This window comes from Streptomyces sp. NPDC006339, assembly GCF_040612775.1.
GTDB lineage: Bacteria > Actinomycetota > Actinomycetes > Streptomycetales > Streptomycetaceae > Streptomyces.
Genome location: NZ_JBEXQW010000033.1, coordinates 62,957 through 77,065, shown reverse-complemented (window position 1 = coordinate 77,065; position 14,109 = coordinate 62,957). Strand labels below are relative to the sequence as shown.

Genomic DNA, 14,109 nt, shown 5'->3' with positions numbered 1-14,109 from the left:
GGTGCGCGGGCTGTCGGTCAGCCGGCGAACGGCGTGGCCGGCAGCCCCTCCCCCATGTCCGGGAGGACCAGCAGGGAGCCGGCGAGGGGTTCCGGGTCGGGCAGGCCGGTGCGGGCGGTCGTGACGTAGAGGTCGCGCAGTCCGGGGCCGCCGAAGGCGCAGGCGGTCGGCCGGCGCACCGGCAGCGGGACCGTGCGGTCGAGGGCGCCGGCCGGGGTGTAGCGGTGCAGCCGGCCGCCGTCCCACAGGGCGACCCAGACGCAGCCCTCGGCGTCCACGGCGAGGCCGTCGGGGAGTCCGGCGCCCGGTGCGACGGTCGCGAAGGGGCGGCGTTCGACGACCTGGCCGTCCTCGACGCGGAGGGTGTCGACCCGGCGGGTGGGGGTGTCGATGTAGTACGCGAGCCGGGCGTCGGGGCTCCAGCCGATGCCGTTGCTGACGCTCACGCCCGTCAGGAGCGGGGTGGCGTCGCCGCCGGGGGCGATCCGGACGAGGTCGCCGCCGCCCTCCCGTTCGTCGTAGCGCATGGTGCCGGCCCAGAGGCTGCCGTCGGGGGCGACGGCGGCGTCGTTGCCGCGGCGGCCGGCCACGGGGTGGTGGCGCAGCCAGGAGAAGGCGCCGTCGGTGTCGTAGCGGCCGACGCCGTCCCGGAGGTTGACGACGAGTCCGCCGCCCGCGCGGGGTTTCGCGGCGCCGACGTGCTGGCCGGTGTCCGTCACGGTGCGGGCGCCGTCGGCGGGCGCGTACGTGTGGACGCGGGAGCCGAGGATGTCGACCCAGATCAGGCGGGCGCCGGCCGCGTCCCAGGTGGGGCCCTCGCCGAGGGCGGCGTCCGTCCGCACGGCGACCTCGGGGGCCGGCGGCGTCATCGCGGGGCCGTCCGGTGGCCGAGGCGCAGGGAGAGGTCGGCGGCGCCGCGGGCGGCGAGCGCGCCGAGTTCGGCCTCGCGCTCCTCGCTCCAGCGGATGACGGGCACGGAGATGGACAGGGCGGCGACGACCCGCCCGGAGCCGTCCCGTACGGGCGCCGCGACGCAGGAGACGTCGGGGTTGGACTCGCGGTGCTCGGTGGCGGTGCCGCGGGCGCGGATCGCGGCGAGCTCGGTGCGCAGGGCACCGGGGTCGGTGATGCTGCGCGGGGTCATGGCGGTGAGTTCGCGGCCGTCGATACGGGCGTCGAGCTCGGCCTCGGGCAGGGAGGCGAGGAGCATCTTGCCGACGGAGGTGCAGTGGGCGGGGAGGCGGCGGCCGGCGGCGGAGACCATGCGGACGGCGTGGGTGGAGTCGACCTTGGCGATGTAGATGACGTCCAGGTCCTCCAGTACGGCGACGTGGACGGTCTCGTCGCAGGTCTGGGCGATCTCCTGGGCGACGCGCCGTCCTTCGGCGGCGAGGTCGAGCTGTTCGGCGTAGCGGCTGCCGAGCTGATGGGTGCGGACGCCGAGGCGGTAGCGGCCGGGCTGCTCGGGCACGGCGGTGAGGTAGTGCCGGGCCGCGAGGGTGGTGAGGAGCTCGTGGGTGGTGGTGCGGGGCAGGCCGAGCTTCCGGGTGATCTCCGGGGCGGAGAGGGTGTCGTCGCTCCGCAGGAACAGTTCGAGAATGTCGAATGCCCTGGTCACCGCCGGTACGAGACGCCCCATGGCCGTCACCCCGCCCCTCTGTACGTTCGATATCCCGACCATTGGCCGGTATGGCGAACTCAGGCTAACCAGACGGGGGTTCGGGGGCAATGGCCGCGCGGACCATTGACACCCCGGGGACGGCTGCATACGGTCGCGCCACGATTTCGAACGTGTGACGAAATATCGAACATCAAGGGAGCAGAGGAGCATCCGCCGTGCGCATCACGGGAATCACCACTCATGTCGTCGGAACGCCCTGGAGGAACCTCACCTATGTCCTCGTCCACACGGACGAGGGCCTGACCGGTGTCGGCGAGACGCGAATGCTCGGCCACACCGACGCGCTGCTCGGGTATCTGCGCGAGGCCGAGGCCAACCACATCGCGGGCTCGGACCCGTTCGCGGTCGAGGACCTCGTGCGGCGGATGAAGTACGGGGACTACGGCCGGGCCGGCGAGATCGTCATGTCCGGCATCGCCGTGATCGAGACGGCCTGCTGGGACATCAAGGGCAAGGCCCTCGGCGTCCCCGTCTGGCAGTTGCTCGGCGGACAGGTGACCGACCGGGTCAGGGCCTACGCCAACGGCTGGTACACCACGGAGCGCACTCCGGAGGCGTATCACAAGGCGGCCCGAGAGGTGGTCGCGCGCGGCTACCGGGCCCTGAAGATCGACCCGTTCGGCAACGGCCACCTCGAACTGGACGCCGAGCGTTCGCGGTACGCGGTGTCCCTGATCGAGGCGGTCCGTGACGCGATCGGCCCGGACACCGAACTGATGCTGGAGATGCACGGCCGCTTCTCCCCCGCCACGGCGGTACGGCTCGCCCACGAGCTGGCCCCGTTCCGGCCGGCCTGGCTGGAGGAGCCGGTCCCGCCGGAGAACCTCAAGGCGCTGAAGAAGGTCGCCGACAAGGTGGACCTGCCGATCGCGACCGGGGAGCGGATCCACGACCGGATCGAGTTCCGTGAGCTCTTCGAGTCCCAGGCGGCGGACATCATCCAGCCCGACCTCGGGCACATCGGGGGCATCCTGGAGACCCGCAAGCTCGCGGCCACCGCCGAGACCCACTACGTGATGGTCGCCCCGCACAACGTGGGCGGCTCGGTGCTCACCGCCGCCTCGCTGCAACTGGCCGCCTGCACCCCGAACTTCAAGATCCTGGAGCACTTCAACGACTTCGCCGACGCGGAGATCACCGGGATCGTGCGCGGCGCGCCCCGGGTCGACCCGGAGACCGGCTGCTTCGAGATCTCCCACGCGCCGGGCCTCGGCGTCGAGCTGGACGTGGACGCCGCCGCGGAATTCCCGCAGCAGCGCGCCCGGTTCGACCTGTGGGCCGAGGGCTGGGAGCGGAGGGCGCCGAAGTGATCGCCGGGCGAGGGGTATCGGGGGCGGGGGCGCCGGGGGCGGCACCGACACCACCCCCGGCCCTGAGCCGGGCGGTGCTCGTTCCCGAGCCCGGTGTGCACCGGCTGGTGACCCGTGCCGTCCCCGAGCCGGGTCCCGGTGAGGTGCGGCTGCGGGTGGCCGCCGCCGGGATCTGTCTGAGCGACCGCGAGGTGTACGAGGGCCGGCGGGCGCCCGGCTATGTCCGCTACCCCGTCGTGCCCGGCCACGAGTGGGCGGGCACGGTCGAGGCCGTGGGGCCCGGCGGCGACCCGGCGCTCCTCGGCCGCGGGGCCGTCGCCGAGGGCTTCCGCACGTGCGGCGACTGCGCGCGCTGCCGCTGCGGCGAGACCAGCCTGTGCACCGGCGGCTACGCGGAGACCGGGTTCACCGAGCCCGGTGCCTTCGCCGACCATGTGGTCGTCCCCGCCCGGCTGCTGCACCTGCTGCCCGCCGGAGCCGATCTGCGCGCCGCCGCGCTGCTCGAACCGGCCGCCGTGGTCGCCGCCGCCGTCCGGGCCGGGCGCCCGCGGCCGGGCGAGCGGATCGCGGTCGTGGGCGCCGGCACCCTCGGTCTGCTCGCCGTGCAGTTCCTCGCCGCCTCCTCGCCCGCCGAGCTGACGGTGGTCGAGCCCCGGGCGGCGCGCGGTGAGCAGGCGCTGCGGCAGGGTGCGACCGAGGTGCTCACCCCCGGTGCGGCGGAGGCCGCGGGCCACGGCCGCTTCGACCTGGTGGTGGAGACGGCCGGCGCGCCGACCACGGCCGCGTCCTCGTGTCTGCTGGCCCGCAGGGGTGGCCGGGTCGTGCTCACCGGGATGTTCGCCGAGGGGGCCGTCGGCATCGATCCCGTCCACCTGTCCGTGAGCCAGCTCGAGGTGCGCAGCGTCTTCGGGGCGTCCTCCGCCGACTGGGCCGGGGCGGTGGCCGCCTTCGCCGACGGCCGCCTGGATCCGGGGGCGCTGATCAGCCATGAGTTCCCGCTGGAGCGGTTCGCGGAGGCCCTCGCCCTGGTGGGCGGCGGCGATCCGGGGACCGGAAAGGTGCTGCTGCGCCCCTGACGGGCCGCGGCACCGGCCACGTACGGCCGGCCGTGCGCCGTCAGCCGCGAACAACGTCCGACATCTCGAACGGAAGGGTTCCTGCCGTGACCGCTCTCCCCGCTCCGCCCGCACCGCCCGCTCCCCCCGCACCGCCCCGCCGGCCCGGCGCCGCCGCGCTCGCCCGGATCGGCCATCCCGTCCCCGCGGCCGAGGCCGCCGACACCTCCCCGCACACCTTCCCCGACGGCGGGACCTGGCGCACCGAGATCCCGTCCGTCGAGGGCCCGGAGGCGCTCTCCGAGGTCCTGAAGGAGAGCACCCGGCTCGATGTGCCGGTGCACCGGGTCAGCCAGGGCAGCGGCGTGTGGATGCTCAGGGACGACGAGATCACCGAGATGGTCGAGGCGTGCGCCGAACGCTCCGTCGAGCTCTGCCTGTTCACCGGACCGCGCGGCACCTGGGACATCGGCGCCGCGACCCGTACCGACTCCGGCGGGGCCGGGCCGCGGGCCCGCGGCCACGACGCCCTCGCCGGGTGCGTCGAGGACGCCGTCCGCGCCACGGAACTCGGCGTGCGGTGTCTGCTCGTGGCGGACGAGGGCGTGCTGTGGACCCTGCACCGGCTGCGGACCGCGGGGGTGCTGCCCGCCGACACCACGTTCAAGGTGTCCGCGCTGATCGGCCCGGTCAACCCGGCCTCGTACGCGCTGTACGAGCGGCTCGGCGCCGACTCCCTCAATGTGCCCTCCGACCTCGCGCTCGCCCATCTCACGGAGATCCGGCGGGCCAGCCGCGCGCCGATGGACCTCTATGTGGAGACACCGGACGACCTCGGCGGCCACGTCCGCATGTACGAGACGGCCGAGCTGATCCGGCGCGGCGCGCCGCTCTACCTGAAGTTCGGTCTGAGCCGGGCGGCCGGCCTCTACCCGTACGGCGCCCATCTGCGCGAGCAGGCCCTCGCCACCGCGCGCGAGCGGGTCCGGCGCGGCCGGCTCGTCCTCGATCTGCTGGCCCGGCACGGCGCCGGCGGCGGCATGTCGCCGCTCGGCTCCCGGCTGCCCGGCGAGCTCCGCCGCTTCCCCGCGACCGAAGGGAACTGATCCATGCGCACCCGCACGCTGCGCGCCGCCGCCGCGGCCGCGCTGTTCACCACGCTGCTCGCCGGCTGCGGCCAGGAGGCCCGGGGCGGCAGCCGCTACCAGCCCGACAAGGGCAAGGGCGGCACCATCGGCCTCGCCATGCCGACCAAGGCGTCGGAGCGCTGGATCGCCGACGGCGAGAACATGGCGGAGCAGTTCCGCAAGGCCGGCTACCAGACCGATCTGCAGTACGGCGACGACAAGGTCGAGAACCAGATCGCCCAGATCGAGAACATGATCACCAAGGGCCGGCGGCTCCTGGTGGTCGCCGCGATCGACGGCTCGGCCCTCACCGACGTCCTGCGGCGCGCGCACGACGCGGGCATCCCCGTGATCTCGTACGACCGGCTGATCATGGGCACCGAGCACGTGGACTACTACGCCTCCTTCGACAACGAGCGGGTGGGCGAGCTCCAGGCCCGCTACATCGTCGACAGGCTGAAGCTCGGCGCCCCGGCGAGGACCGGCGGCAAGCCGTACGACATCGAGCTGTTCGCCGGTTCCCCGGACGACAACAACACCCGCTACTTCTGGAACGGCGCCATGAAGGTGCTCCAGCCGTACCTCGCCAGCGGGCAGCTCGTCGTCCGCAGCGGGCAGACCCGGATGAACCAGGCGACCACCCTGCGCTGGGACGGCGGCACCGCGCAGCGCCGGATGGACGACCTGATCAGCAAGAACTACGGCTCCGAGCGCCTCGACGCGGTGCTCTCTCCGTACGACGGGATCTCGATCGGCGTCATCTCCGCACTCCGCAGCGCCGGTTACGGCACGCCGGGCCACCCGCTGCCGGTGGTGACCGGGCAGGACGCCGAACTCGCCTCGGTGAAGTCGATCATCCGCGGGGAGCAGACCCAGACCGTCTTCAAGGACACCCGGAAGCTCGCCGCCCGGGCGGTCGCCATGGGCGACGCGGTCCTGAACGGCCGCAAGCCCGCGGTCAACAACGTGAAGGACTACGACAACGGGAAGAAGACCGTCCCGGCGTATCTGCTGGACCCGGTCAGCATCGACCGCACCAACACCCAGCTCCTCGTCCGCGAGGGGTACTTCACCGCGGGACAGCTCTCATGAGCCGGCCCCCGGTCCTTCAGATGCGGTCGATCGTCAAGACCTTCCCCGGCGTGAAGGCCCTCGACGGGGTCGAGCTGACCGTGCGCCCGGGTGAGGTCCACGCCCTGTGCGGGGAGAACGGCGCGGGCAAGTCCACGCTGATGAAGGTGCTCAGCGGCGTCCATCCGCACGGCTCCTACGAGGGCGAGATCCGCTTCGAGGGCAGGCCCCTCGCGCTGCGCGACATCCGCGACGGCGAGCGGCACGGCATCGTGATCATCCATCAGGAGCTGGCGCTCGTCCCCGACCTGTCCATCGCCGAGAACCTCTTCCTGGGCAACGAGCGCGCCCGGCGCGGGGTGGTCGACTGGCCGCGGACCCTGCGCGAGGCGGCCGGGTTGCTGCGACGGGTCGGGCTGCGCGAGCACCCCAACACACTCGTGTCGGAACTCGGTGTCGGCGCACAGCAGTTGGTGGAGATCGCGAAGGCGCTCGCCAAGGAGGTGAGGCTCCTCATCCTGGACGAGCCGACGGCCGCCCTCAACGACGCCGACAGCGCGGCCCTGCTCGGCCTCGTCCTGGAGCTGCGTGCCCAGGGCATCGCGTGTGTCCTCATCTCGCACAAGCTGGGCGAGATCCGGCGTGTCGCCGACACCGTGACGGTGCTCCGCGACGGACGGACGGTCGAGACGCTCACGGTTCGCGCCACGCCGGACGCCGAGCCCGACGTCTCCGAGGACCGGATCATCCGGGGCATGGTGGGGCGCGCCCTCGACCGGCGCTTCCCCGAGCGGACCCCGTACGGCGGCGCGGACGCCGGGCGGGAGGCGCTGCGGGTGCGCGGCTGGACGGTCCGCCACCCGGTCGACCGGCGGCGGACGGTCGTCGACGGCGTGTCGCTGACGGTGGGCCGGGGCGAGATCGTGGGGATCGCCGGGCTGATGGGGGCCGGTCGCACCGAGCTCGCGATGTCGCTCTTCGGGCGTTCGTACGGGCGGTACGTGGCCGGCACGGTGGCGGTCGACGGCCGGGAGACGAGCACGGCGACCGTCCCGGACGCGATCGCGGCGGGCCTCGCCTATGTCACCGAGGACCGCAAGCGGTACGGCCTGAACCTCGTGGACACCGTGCACCGCAACATCTCGCTGGCCTCGCTGCACCGGATGACCCGGCGCGGGACCGTCGACGAGCACCGGGAGCGCCGGGTCGCCGAGGACTTCCGCCGCGGTCTGAACATCAAGACGCCCACCGTCCTGGAGGAGGTCGGCCGGCTCTCCGGCGGCAACCAGCAGAAGGTGGTCCTCGGACGGTGGATCCACGCCGACCCGAGGGTGCTGATCCTCGACGAGCCGACCCGCGGGGTCGACGTGGGCGCCAAGTACGAGATCTACACGGTGATCGACCGGCTCGCCGCCGAGGGGCGGGCGGTGCTCCTCATCTCCTCCGAGCTGCCGGAGCTCCTGGGGATGTGCGACCGGATCTACACGATGGCCGAGGGCCGGCTGACCGCCGAGGTCGCCCGCGCCGACGCCACCCAGGAAACCCTGATGCGCCACATGACCCTGAGCGGAAGCTGAGGCCCCGACATGACGACCACGATCCCTTCCGCGCAGGGCGCCCCCGCCGGGCGGCCGGACCGCCCGTCCGCGGGCGCGCTGCTCGTCGCCGGGCTGCGGGCGAACATGCGCCAGTACGGCATGCTCGTCGCGCTCGCCTTCCTCGTCGTGCTGTTCCAGATATGGACCGACGGCACGCTGCTCCTGCCGAACAACGTCTCCAACCTGATCCAGCAGAACAGCTACATCCTCATCCTCGCCATGGGCATGATGATCGTGATCGTGGCGGGTCACATCGATCTGTCCGTCGGTTCGGTGGCCGCGTTCGTCGGGGCGCTCGCGGCGGTCCTGATGGTCCGCCATGACGTCCCCTGGGTGCTCGCGCTGCTGCTCTCGCTGCTCGTCGGGGCGGCGGCGGGCGCCTGGCAGGGCTACTTCATCGCGTATCTCGGCATCCCGTCGTTCATCGTGACGCTGGCCGGGATGCTGCTGTTCCGCGGTCTCACCCAGATCTTCCTGGAGGGCCGCTCGCTCGCCCCGTTCCCCGAGGGCTTCCAGAACCTGGCCAAGGGCTTCCTGCCCGAGATGGGGCCGTACACGCAGTACCACAACCCCACGCTGCTGCTCGGTCTCGCCCTGGTGGTGACGCTGCTGGTGCGCGAGGCGCGGGACCGGAGGCGGCGGGCGGAGTACGAGCTCGACCCGCTGCCGACCGGCCTGTGGGTGCTCAAGTGCGTGGCGATCACGGCGGCCGTCGTCGCCTTCACCCTCACCCTCGCGAGCTTCCACGGTGTGCCCGTGGTGCTGCTCGTGATGGGCGTGCTGCTCGTGGGCCTCGGTTACGTGATGCGCCACACGGTCATCGGCCGGCACGTGTACGCGCTGGGCGGCAACAAGGCGGCGGCGAAGCTGTCGGGGGTGAGGGACCGCCGGGTCACGTTCCTGGTGTTCGTGAACATGGGCGTGCTCGCGGCGCTCGCCGGCTGTGTCTACGCGGCCCGGCTCAACGCCGGCACGCCGCAGGCCGGTCTCACCTTCGAACTGGAGGCGATCGCCGCCGCGTTCATCGGCGGGGCGTCGATGAGCGGCGGCATCGGCAAGGTGACCGGCGCCGTGATCGGCGGTCTGGTGCTCGGCGTCCTCAACAACGGCATGTCGCTGGTCGGCGTCGGCACGGACTACCAGCAGGTCATCAAGGGCCTCGTGCTGCTCGCGGCGGTCGGGTTCGACGTGTGGAACAAGCGCCGGGCGGGCCGCTAGCGCGGCTCCTCGCGGGGCCAGGCGCCCCGCTCGGCGAGGTCGAGGACGAGGGCGGCGATGTTCCAGGCGTCGTCCTCGCCCCGGTGGTGCCGGCCCTCCAGGGGCAGCCCGGCGGTCTTCAGGGCGCCCGCCATGCCGGGGCGCTTCCGCAGCCCGTACGCCTCCGTGAACACGGCCTTGGCGTTGGTGTGGCCGCGCTCGGCGGGGCGGCCGAACGGGTAGGGCGCCCCGGTGGCCCGGCACTGCGCGTCGAACTGCTTGCGGTCGTAATCGCCCCAGCTCGCCCAGGGGCGCCGCCGGGCGTCGTGCTCGTCGGCGAGGATCCGGCATGCCTCGGCGAAGTCGACGCCGGCCGCGACCTGCGCCGGGGTGAGGCCGGTGAGTTCGGTGCAGAAGGCGCTCACCGCGGAGCGGGCGGGCCGCACCAGGATCCCGTGCCGGGAGACGCGGCGGCGGGCGGTGAGATCGACGACGGTGAGGCCGATCTCGATGATCTCGCTCACCGCGCCGGGCGGGGGCTGCCCGTCCCAGCAGGTGGCTTCGACGTCGACGACGTTCAGAAGGGCGGGTCCGCTGTCCATGGCGGAAGGCTAGAGAGCCGGACCGGTCCGGGGCATCCGAATTTCACGGTGCGCTCGCCCGCCGGCGCGGGCCGTTCAGCGTGCCGTACGGGGCGGGGTGGGCGGCGCGGCCGACGGTGAGGTCGCCGGGCGCGCCGGTTCGGGCCACGGACGGGCCCTGGCCGGGGACACCCCGCTGCGCGGGCGGCGCGGCATCGTGCAGGATCACTCCCATGACCGACACCAGCAGACGTACCGTCCTCGCCTCCGTGGCCGCCGTGGCCGCGGGCCTGCCCACGCTCAACGCCCTCGTCGGCGACGGGGCGACCCCCGCGGCGGCGGCCGACACGTTCGTCTCCAACACCAAGCTGTACAGCGACGGGACGTACAAGGAGGGCGTCGACTGGATGCGCCGCTACCGCATCGGCGCCCCGGTGATCACCGACAACGACCGCTACGCGAGCGCGCCCCTCAACACCACCGCCGTCCTCGCCCCGCACGGCGGCGGCATCGAGGCCGGCACCAGCGAGCTGTGCATGGCCGTCGCGGGCTACAAGCCCTTCGACCACGGCACCGATCCCTCACTCGCGGCGGAGGCGGGCCAGGTGCAGCGCGACTTCTGGATGTTCGAGGCCCTCGCCAACTCCGCCGACCAGCACGTCACCTCCACCCACTGCGACGACCCGGCCGCCCTCGCGGTCTGCGCCGGCAACCTCTACGCGGTCGCCCTCCACGGCTTCGCCGGCCCGGAGCGGAAGGTGATCATCGGCGGGCGGGACGAGCGGTTCAAGCGCAATCTGGCCGCCTCGTTCGAGAAGTGCGGCATCGGCCCGTCCACGGGCAACCCCGACTGGAACGTGACCGTGGTGGTCGCGGCCCCCGGCGACCCCATCAACGGCGACGACCCCGCGAACATCGTCAACCGGACCCGCACCGGCGCTGGCGCCCAACTGGAGATCTCCACCGGTCTGCGCCAGGCGATGTTCGGCACCTTCTCGGGAGCGGAGAACCGCCGGCGGACCGCCGGTGTGCCGAGCGCCGACAGCCCCTCCGCGGACCGCTTCTGGAACGGCTTCGTCAAGGCCGTGCGGGACGCCGTGCGGGACCACGAGGCGGGCCGGGACCCCCAGTACTACCCGGCGCCCTGAGGCGGTGGTCCCTCCGGGGGCGTGAAGCCACCGCGTGCGGTGCCCGGCGGCCGGAGGGACGTACGGTCGACCCATGACGCAGCACGAGGACGCCCTCCGCTACCGGCCCGCCCGGCCCGAGGACCAGGAGGCGATCGCAGAGCTCGACGGCTCGTTCACGACGGACCACGTCTACGTGGTGACACCGGCCGAGGACGGTTTCACGATCCGTCCGACGCCGGTGGACCCGCCGCTGCGCAAGGTCTTCCCCGGGGACGACGAGGAGGACGACGAGGGCGGCGAGCCCGGTCTCCGCCGGACGGTGGTCGCCGTCGACGGGGACACCGTCCGCGGTTTCGTGGCGGTCTCCTTCGAGCGCTGGAACGCCCGCCTGACCGTTCGTGACATCGAGGTCGCGCCCGCCTGGCGGGGCAGGGGCGTGGGCCGGGCCCTGATGGAACACGCGCTGGACTTCGGGCGGGAGTGCGGGGCGGGGCACGCCTGGCTGGAGGTCAGCAACGTCAACGCGCCCGCCGTCCGCGCCTACCTCCGGTGGGGCTTCACGTTCTGCGGCCTGGACACCTCGCTCTACGACGGTACGGAGTCGGCCGGCGAGCAGGCCCTGTTCATGGCCCGCCGGCTGGCCTGAACCGGCCCACGGGCCGGCCCCCCGGTCACCCCGCCCGTCCTCAGGACGACGCGCGCACCACCAGCTCCGTCGGCAGCACCTGCCGGGGCCGCTCCCCCGTCGCGGACGGGTCCGCGAGCTCCTGGAGCAGCACCCGTGCCATCGTGCGGCCCATCTCCTCGATGGGCTGGCGGACGCTGGTGAGCGGGGGGTCCATCAGGCGGGCGACGGCCGAGTCGTCCACGCCGACGAGGGCGACGTCCTCGGGGACGCGGCGGCCCGACTCGCGCAGGACGCCCCGGGCGCCGGCGGCCATGACGTCGGAGGCGGCGAAGACGGCGTCCAGGTCGGGGACGCGCTCGATCAGCTCGCGCATCGCCCGCCGGCCGCCCTCCTCGGTGAAGTCGCCGGTGGCGATCAGGAGTTCGTCGGGCGCGAGCCCGGCCACCGCGACGCCCTCGCGGTAGCCGTCGAGGCGGGCCCGGGCCACGTACATGTCGAGGGGGCCGGTGATGGTCGCGATCCTGCGGCGGCCGCGCCCGGCGAGGTGGGCGACGGCGGCGCGTCCGGCTCCGGCGTTGTCGGAGTCCACGTAGGCCGCGGACTCGTCGGCGGTGCGCCGGCCGTTCAGGACGACGGGCAGGCCGAGTTCGCGCACCAGGTCCGGCAGCGGGTCGCCGGCGTGGACGGAGGCGAGCAGGACGCCGTCCACGCGCTGGGCGGCCAGGTACTGCTCGAAGCGCCGCCGCTCCCGCTCGGTGCGGACCAGGGTGAGCAGCAGTTGCTTGTCGGCCTCGCCGAGTTCGGCGCTGATCCCGCGGATGATGTCGAGGAAGTACGGCTCGGCGAAGAGGCGGGCCTCGGCCTCCGGGATGACCAGGGCGATGGCGTCGGTGCGGCTTCCGGCGAGCGCGCGGGCCGCCTGGTTGGGCACGTAGCCGAGTTCCTCGATGGCCCGGTGGACGGCCTCGCGGGCCTGATCGCTCACCCGGGGCGAGCCGTTGATGACCCGGGACACGGTGCCGCGGCCGACCCCGGCCCGGGCCGCGACCTCTTCCAGCGTGGGCCTGCCACTCTGCCGTCCGTTCACGCCTCTGGTACTCCCCTCGTGCGGCCTCGCCCCGTGCCCTGCGGCGATCAGGTCAAGATAGGCCACTGTCCGACCCCCCGAACAAGCGGTGTCCTTCACTCATCGAACGACGCCCGCCGCATGGGAGCGCTCCCACAGTACGCGACGTCCGGGTCCGCGGCATACCGCGGCGCGCTCTGCCGACGAATCCGCGCCCATGTCTTGACACCTCCGCCCGCGAGGCACGAGTCTTCCGGCACACGACGACGTGGGAGCGCTCCCATAGCACCACCTTTTGGACGAGGAGAGTGGAATGCGCACTTCCAGCAGCAGACGGACCCCCGGCCCCGCCCGCCGCACCGCCCTCGCGGCGGTCGCGGCTCTGACGGCCGGCGCCGCCCTGCTCACCGGCTGCGGCGGCGACGGAGGGGACGCCGCCGAGGACGGGAAGATCACGCTGCGGGTCGGGACCTTCGGTTCCTTCGGCTACGACAACAAGACCGGCGCCAAGCTCTACGCCGAGTACGAGAAGACGCACCCCAACATCAAGATCGTCGAGTCGAACGTCGCCGACGGCCAGAAGTACTGGGACACCCTGAAGCTGCGCCTCTCCCGCAACAGCGGCCTGGCCGACATCCAGGCCATCGAGGTCGGCTACATCGCCGAGGCGACCGGCTCGGCCATGGCCGACAAATGGGTCGACCTGTCGAAGACCGGCGGCGCGGACATGGGCGCCTTCCTCGACTGGAAGGTCAAGCAGGCCACCACCGCCGACGGCAAGGTGATCGCCCTCGGCACCGACATCGGCCCCATGGCGATCTGCTACAACAAGGAGCTCTTCGCCAAGGCCAAGCTGCCCACCGACCGCGTCGAGGTCGGCCGGCTGTGGGCGGACGACTGGGGCAAGTTCCTGGAGACCGGCAAGACGTACCAGAAGAACGCTCCGGCCGGCACCTTCTTCCACGACTCCGCGAGCGGCCTGTTCAACGCCGTCGTCAACAGCGACCCGCAGCAGTACGCCGACTCCAGCGGCGAGCTGGCCTGGGAGACCAGCCCCGGTGTGAAGCAGGCGTGGAACACCGCCGTCGCGGCGGCGCAGGGCGGACTCACCGCCAAGCTGCGCCAGTTCGACGAGAAGGGCACCTGGAACGCCGCCTTCAAGAACTCGAAGTTCGCCACGGTCGCCTGCCCGAGCTGGATGACCGGCATCATCAAGGACCAGGCCGGCGCCGCCAACCAGGGCAAGTGGGACATCGCCGCGCCGCCGGTCGCGGGCAACTGGGGCGGCTCCTTCCTCGCCGTGCCCAAGTCCGGCAAGCACGCCAAGGAGGCCGCCGAGCTGGCCGCCTGGCTGACCGCGCCGGAGCAGCACGCCAAGGTGTTCGCGGTCAACGGCAACATCCCGTCCACGAGGGACACCCTCACCTCGCCCGCGGTGGTCGGCGCCAAGCTGCCGTACTTCGGCGACACCCCGGTCGGCCAGATCTACGCCGCCGCCGCGGCCGAGATCAAGCCCGCGCCGATCAGCCGCTGGGACGGCCAGGTGAAGACCTTCCTCACCGACAACGGCATCCTCGACATCGAGCAGCGCGGCACCGACCCGGCGAAGGCATGGGAGAACGTCAAAAAGCTGATCGAGGACAAGATCGACCAGTAGCGGGAGGC

The 14,109-nt window shown here is 72.9% G+C and carries 14 protein-coding genes; 9 read left to right on the top strand and 5 right to left on the bottom strand.

Annotation, left to right across the window (positions count from 1 at the left end):
- Positions 1-17 precede the first annotated feature (17 nt).
- Together ABZ135_RS25525 and ABZ135_RS25520 are read right to left on the bottom strand one after the other, a co-directional pair.
- Entirely contained in the window at positions 18-869 is an 852-nt protein-coding gene (locus ABZ135_RS25525; RefSeq protein WP_356698578.1) for an SMP-30/gluconolactonase/LRE family protein, read from the bottom strand.
- On the bottom strand, positions 866-1,639 hold the full coding sequence (locus ABZ135_RS25520; RefSeq protein WP_356698577.1) for an IclR family transcriptional regulator: 774 nt from the start codon (positions 1,637-1,639) through the stop codon (positions 866-868). The genes ABZ135_RS25525 and ABZ135_RS25520 overlap by 4 nt, the downstream gene beginning before the upstream one ends.
- 197 nt (positions 1,640-1,836) lie before the next feature.
- Between ABZ135_RS25520 and ABZ135_RS25515 the strand changes: the two genes are divergently transcribed.
- The 6 genes from ABZ135_RS25515 to mmsB all read left to right on the top strand — a co-directional run bounded on the left by ABZ135_RS25515 (position 1,837) and on the right by mmsB (position 9,060).
- Positions 1,837-2,991: a mandelate racemase/muconate lactonizing enzyme family protein gene (locus ABZ135_RS25515; protein WP_356698576.1), complete on the top strand. Its 1,155-nt coding sequence runs from the start codon at positions 1,837-1,839 to the stop codon at positions 2,989-2,991.
- 74 nt (positions 2,992-3,065) lie between these two features.
- A complete protein-coding gene (locus ABZ135_RS25510; protein WP_356698575.1) occupies positions 3,066-4,067 on the top strand; it encodes an alcohol dehydrogenase catalytic domain-containing protein in 1,002 nt (333 codons plus the stop codon).
- 167 nt (positions 4,068-4,234) lie between these two features.
- Positions 4,235-5,152, top strand: a complete 918-nt coding sequence (locus tag ABZ135_RS25505; protein ID WP_356698595.1) for a hypothetical protein — start codon at positions 4,235-4,237, stop codon at positions 5,150-5,152.
- 3 nt (positions 5,153-5,155) lie between these two features.
- Positions 5,156-6,265, top strand: a complete 1,110-nt coding sequence (gene chvE / locus ABZ135_RS25500) for a multiple monosaccharide ABC transporter substrate-binding protein (protein ID WP_356698574.1) — start codon at positions 5,156-5,158, stop codon at positions 6,263-6,265.
- Positions 6,262-7,821, top strand: a complete 1,560-nt coding sequence (gene mmsA / locus ABZ135_RS25495) for a multiple monosaccharide ABC transporter ATP-binding protein (protein WP_356698573.1) — start codon at positions 6,262-6,264, stop codon at positions 7,819-7,821. Before chvE ends, mmsA begins: the two co-directional genes overlap by 4 nt.
- 9 nt (positions 7,822-7,830) lie before the next feature.
- Positions 7,831-9,060: a multiple monosaccharide ABC transporter permease gene (mmsB, locus tag ABZ135_RS25490; protein ID WP_356698572.1), complete on the top strand. Its 1,230-nt coding sequence runs from the start codon at positions 7,831-7,833 to the stop codon at positions 9,058-9,060.
- On the opposite strand, the gene ABZ135_RS25485 is transcribed toward mmsB, so the two are convergent.
- Positions 9,057-9,641, bottom strand: a complete 585-nt coding sequence (locus ABZ135_RS25485) for a 3'-5' exonuclease (RefSeq protein WP_356698571.1) — start codon at positions 9,639-9,641, stop codon at positions 9,057-9,059. The genes mmsB and ABZ135_RS25485 overlap by 4 nt on opposite strands.
- A 43-nt stretch (positions 9,642-9,684) precedes the next feature.
- Positions 9,685-9,855, bottom strand: a complete 171-nt coding sequence (locus tag ABZ135_RS25480; protein WP_356698570.1) for a hypothetical protein — start codon at positions 9,853-9,855, stop codon at positions 9,685-9,687.
- Between ABZ135_RS25480 and ABZ135_RS25475 the strand changes: the two genes are divergently transcribed.
- Complete coding sequence (locus ABZ135_RS25475) at positions 9,854-10,768, top strand: poly-gamma-glutamate hydrolase family protein (RefSeq protein ID WP_356698569.1); 915 nt, start codon at positions 9,854-9,856, stop codon at positions 10,766-10,768. The genes ABZ135_RS25480 and ABZ135_RS25475 overlap by 2 nt on opposite strands.
- 73 nt (positions 10,769-10,841) lie before the next feature.
- Positions 10,842-11,396 (top strand): GNAT family N-acetyltransferase, encoded by a 555-nt coding sequence (locus tag ABZ135_RS25470; protein ID WP_356698568.1) that lies wholly within the window; start codon positions 10,842-10,844, stop codon positions 11,394-11,396.
- Between the two features lie 40 nt (positions 11,397-11,436).
- On the opposite strand, the gene ABZ135_RS25465 is transcribed toward ABZ135_RS25470, so the two are convergent.
- Positions 11,437-12,465 (bottom strand): LacI family DNA-binding transcriptional regulator, encoded by a 1,029-nt coding sequence (locus ABZ135_RS25465; RefSeq protein WP_356698567.1) that lies wholly within the window; start codon positions 12,463-12,465, stop codon positions 11,437-11,439.
- A 292-nt stretch (positions 12,466-12,757) separates the two neighbouring features.
- Between ABZ135_RS25465 and ABZ135_RS25460 the strand changes: the two genes are divergently transcribed.
- Positions 12,758-14,101 (top strand): ABC transporter substrate-binding protein, encoded by a 1,344-nt coding sequence (locus tag ABZ135_RS25460; protein WP_356698566.1) that lies wholly within the window; start codon positions 12,758-12,760, stop codon positions 14,099-14,101.
- Positions 14,102-14,109: the final 8 nt, after the last annotated feature.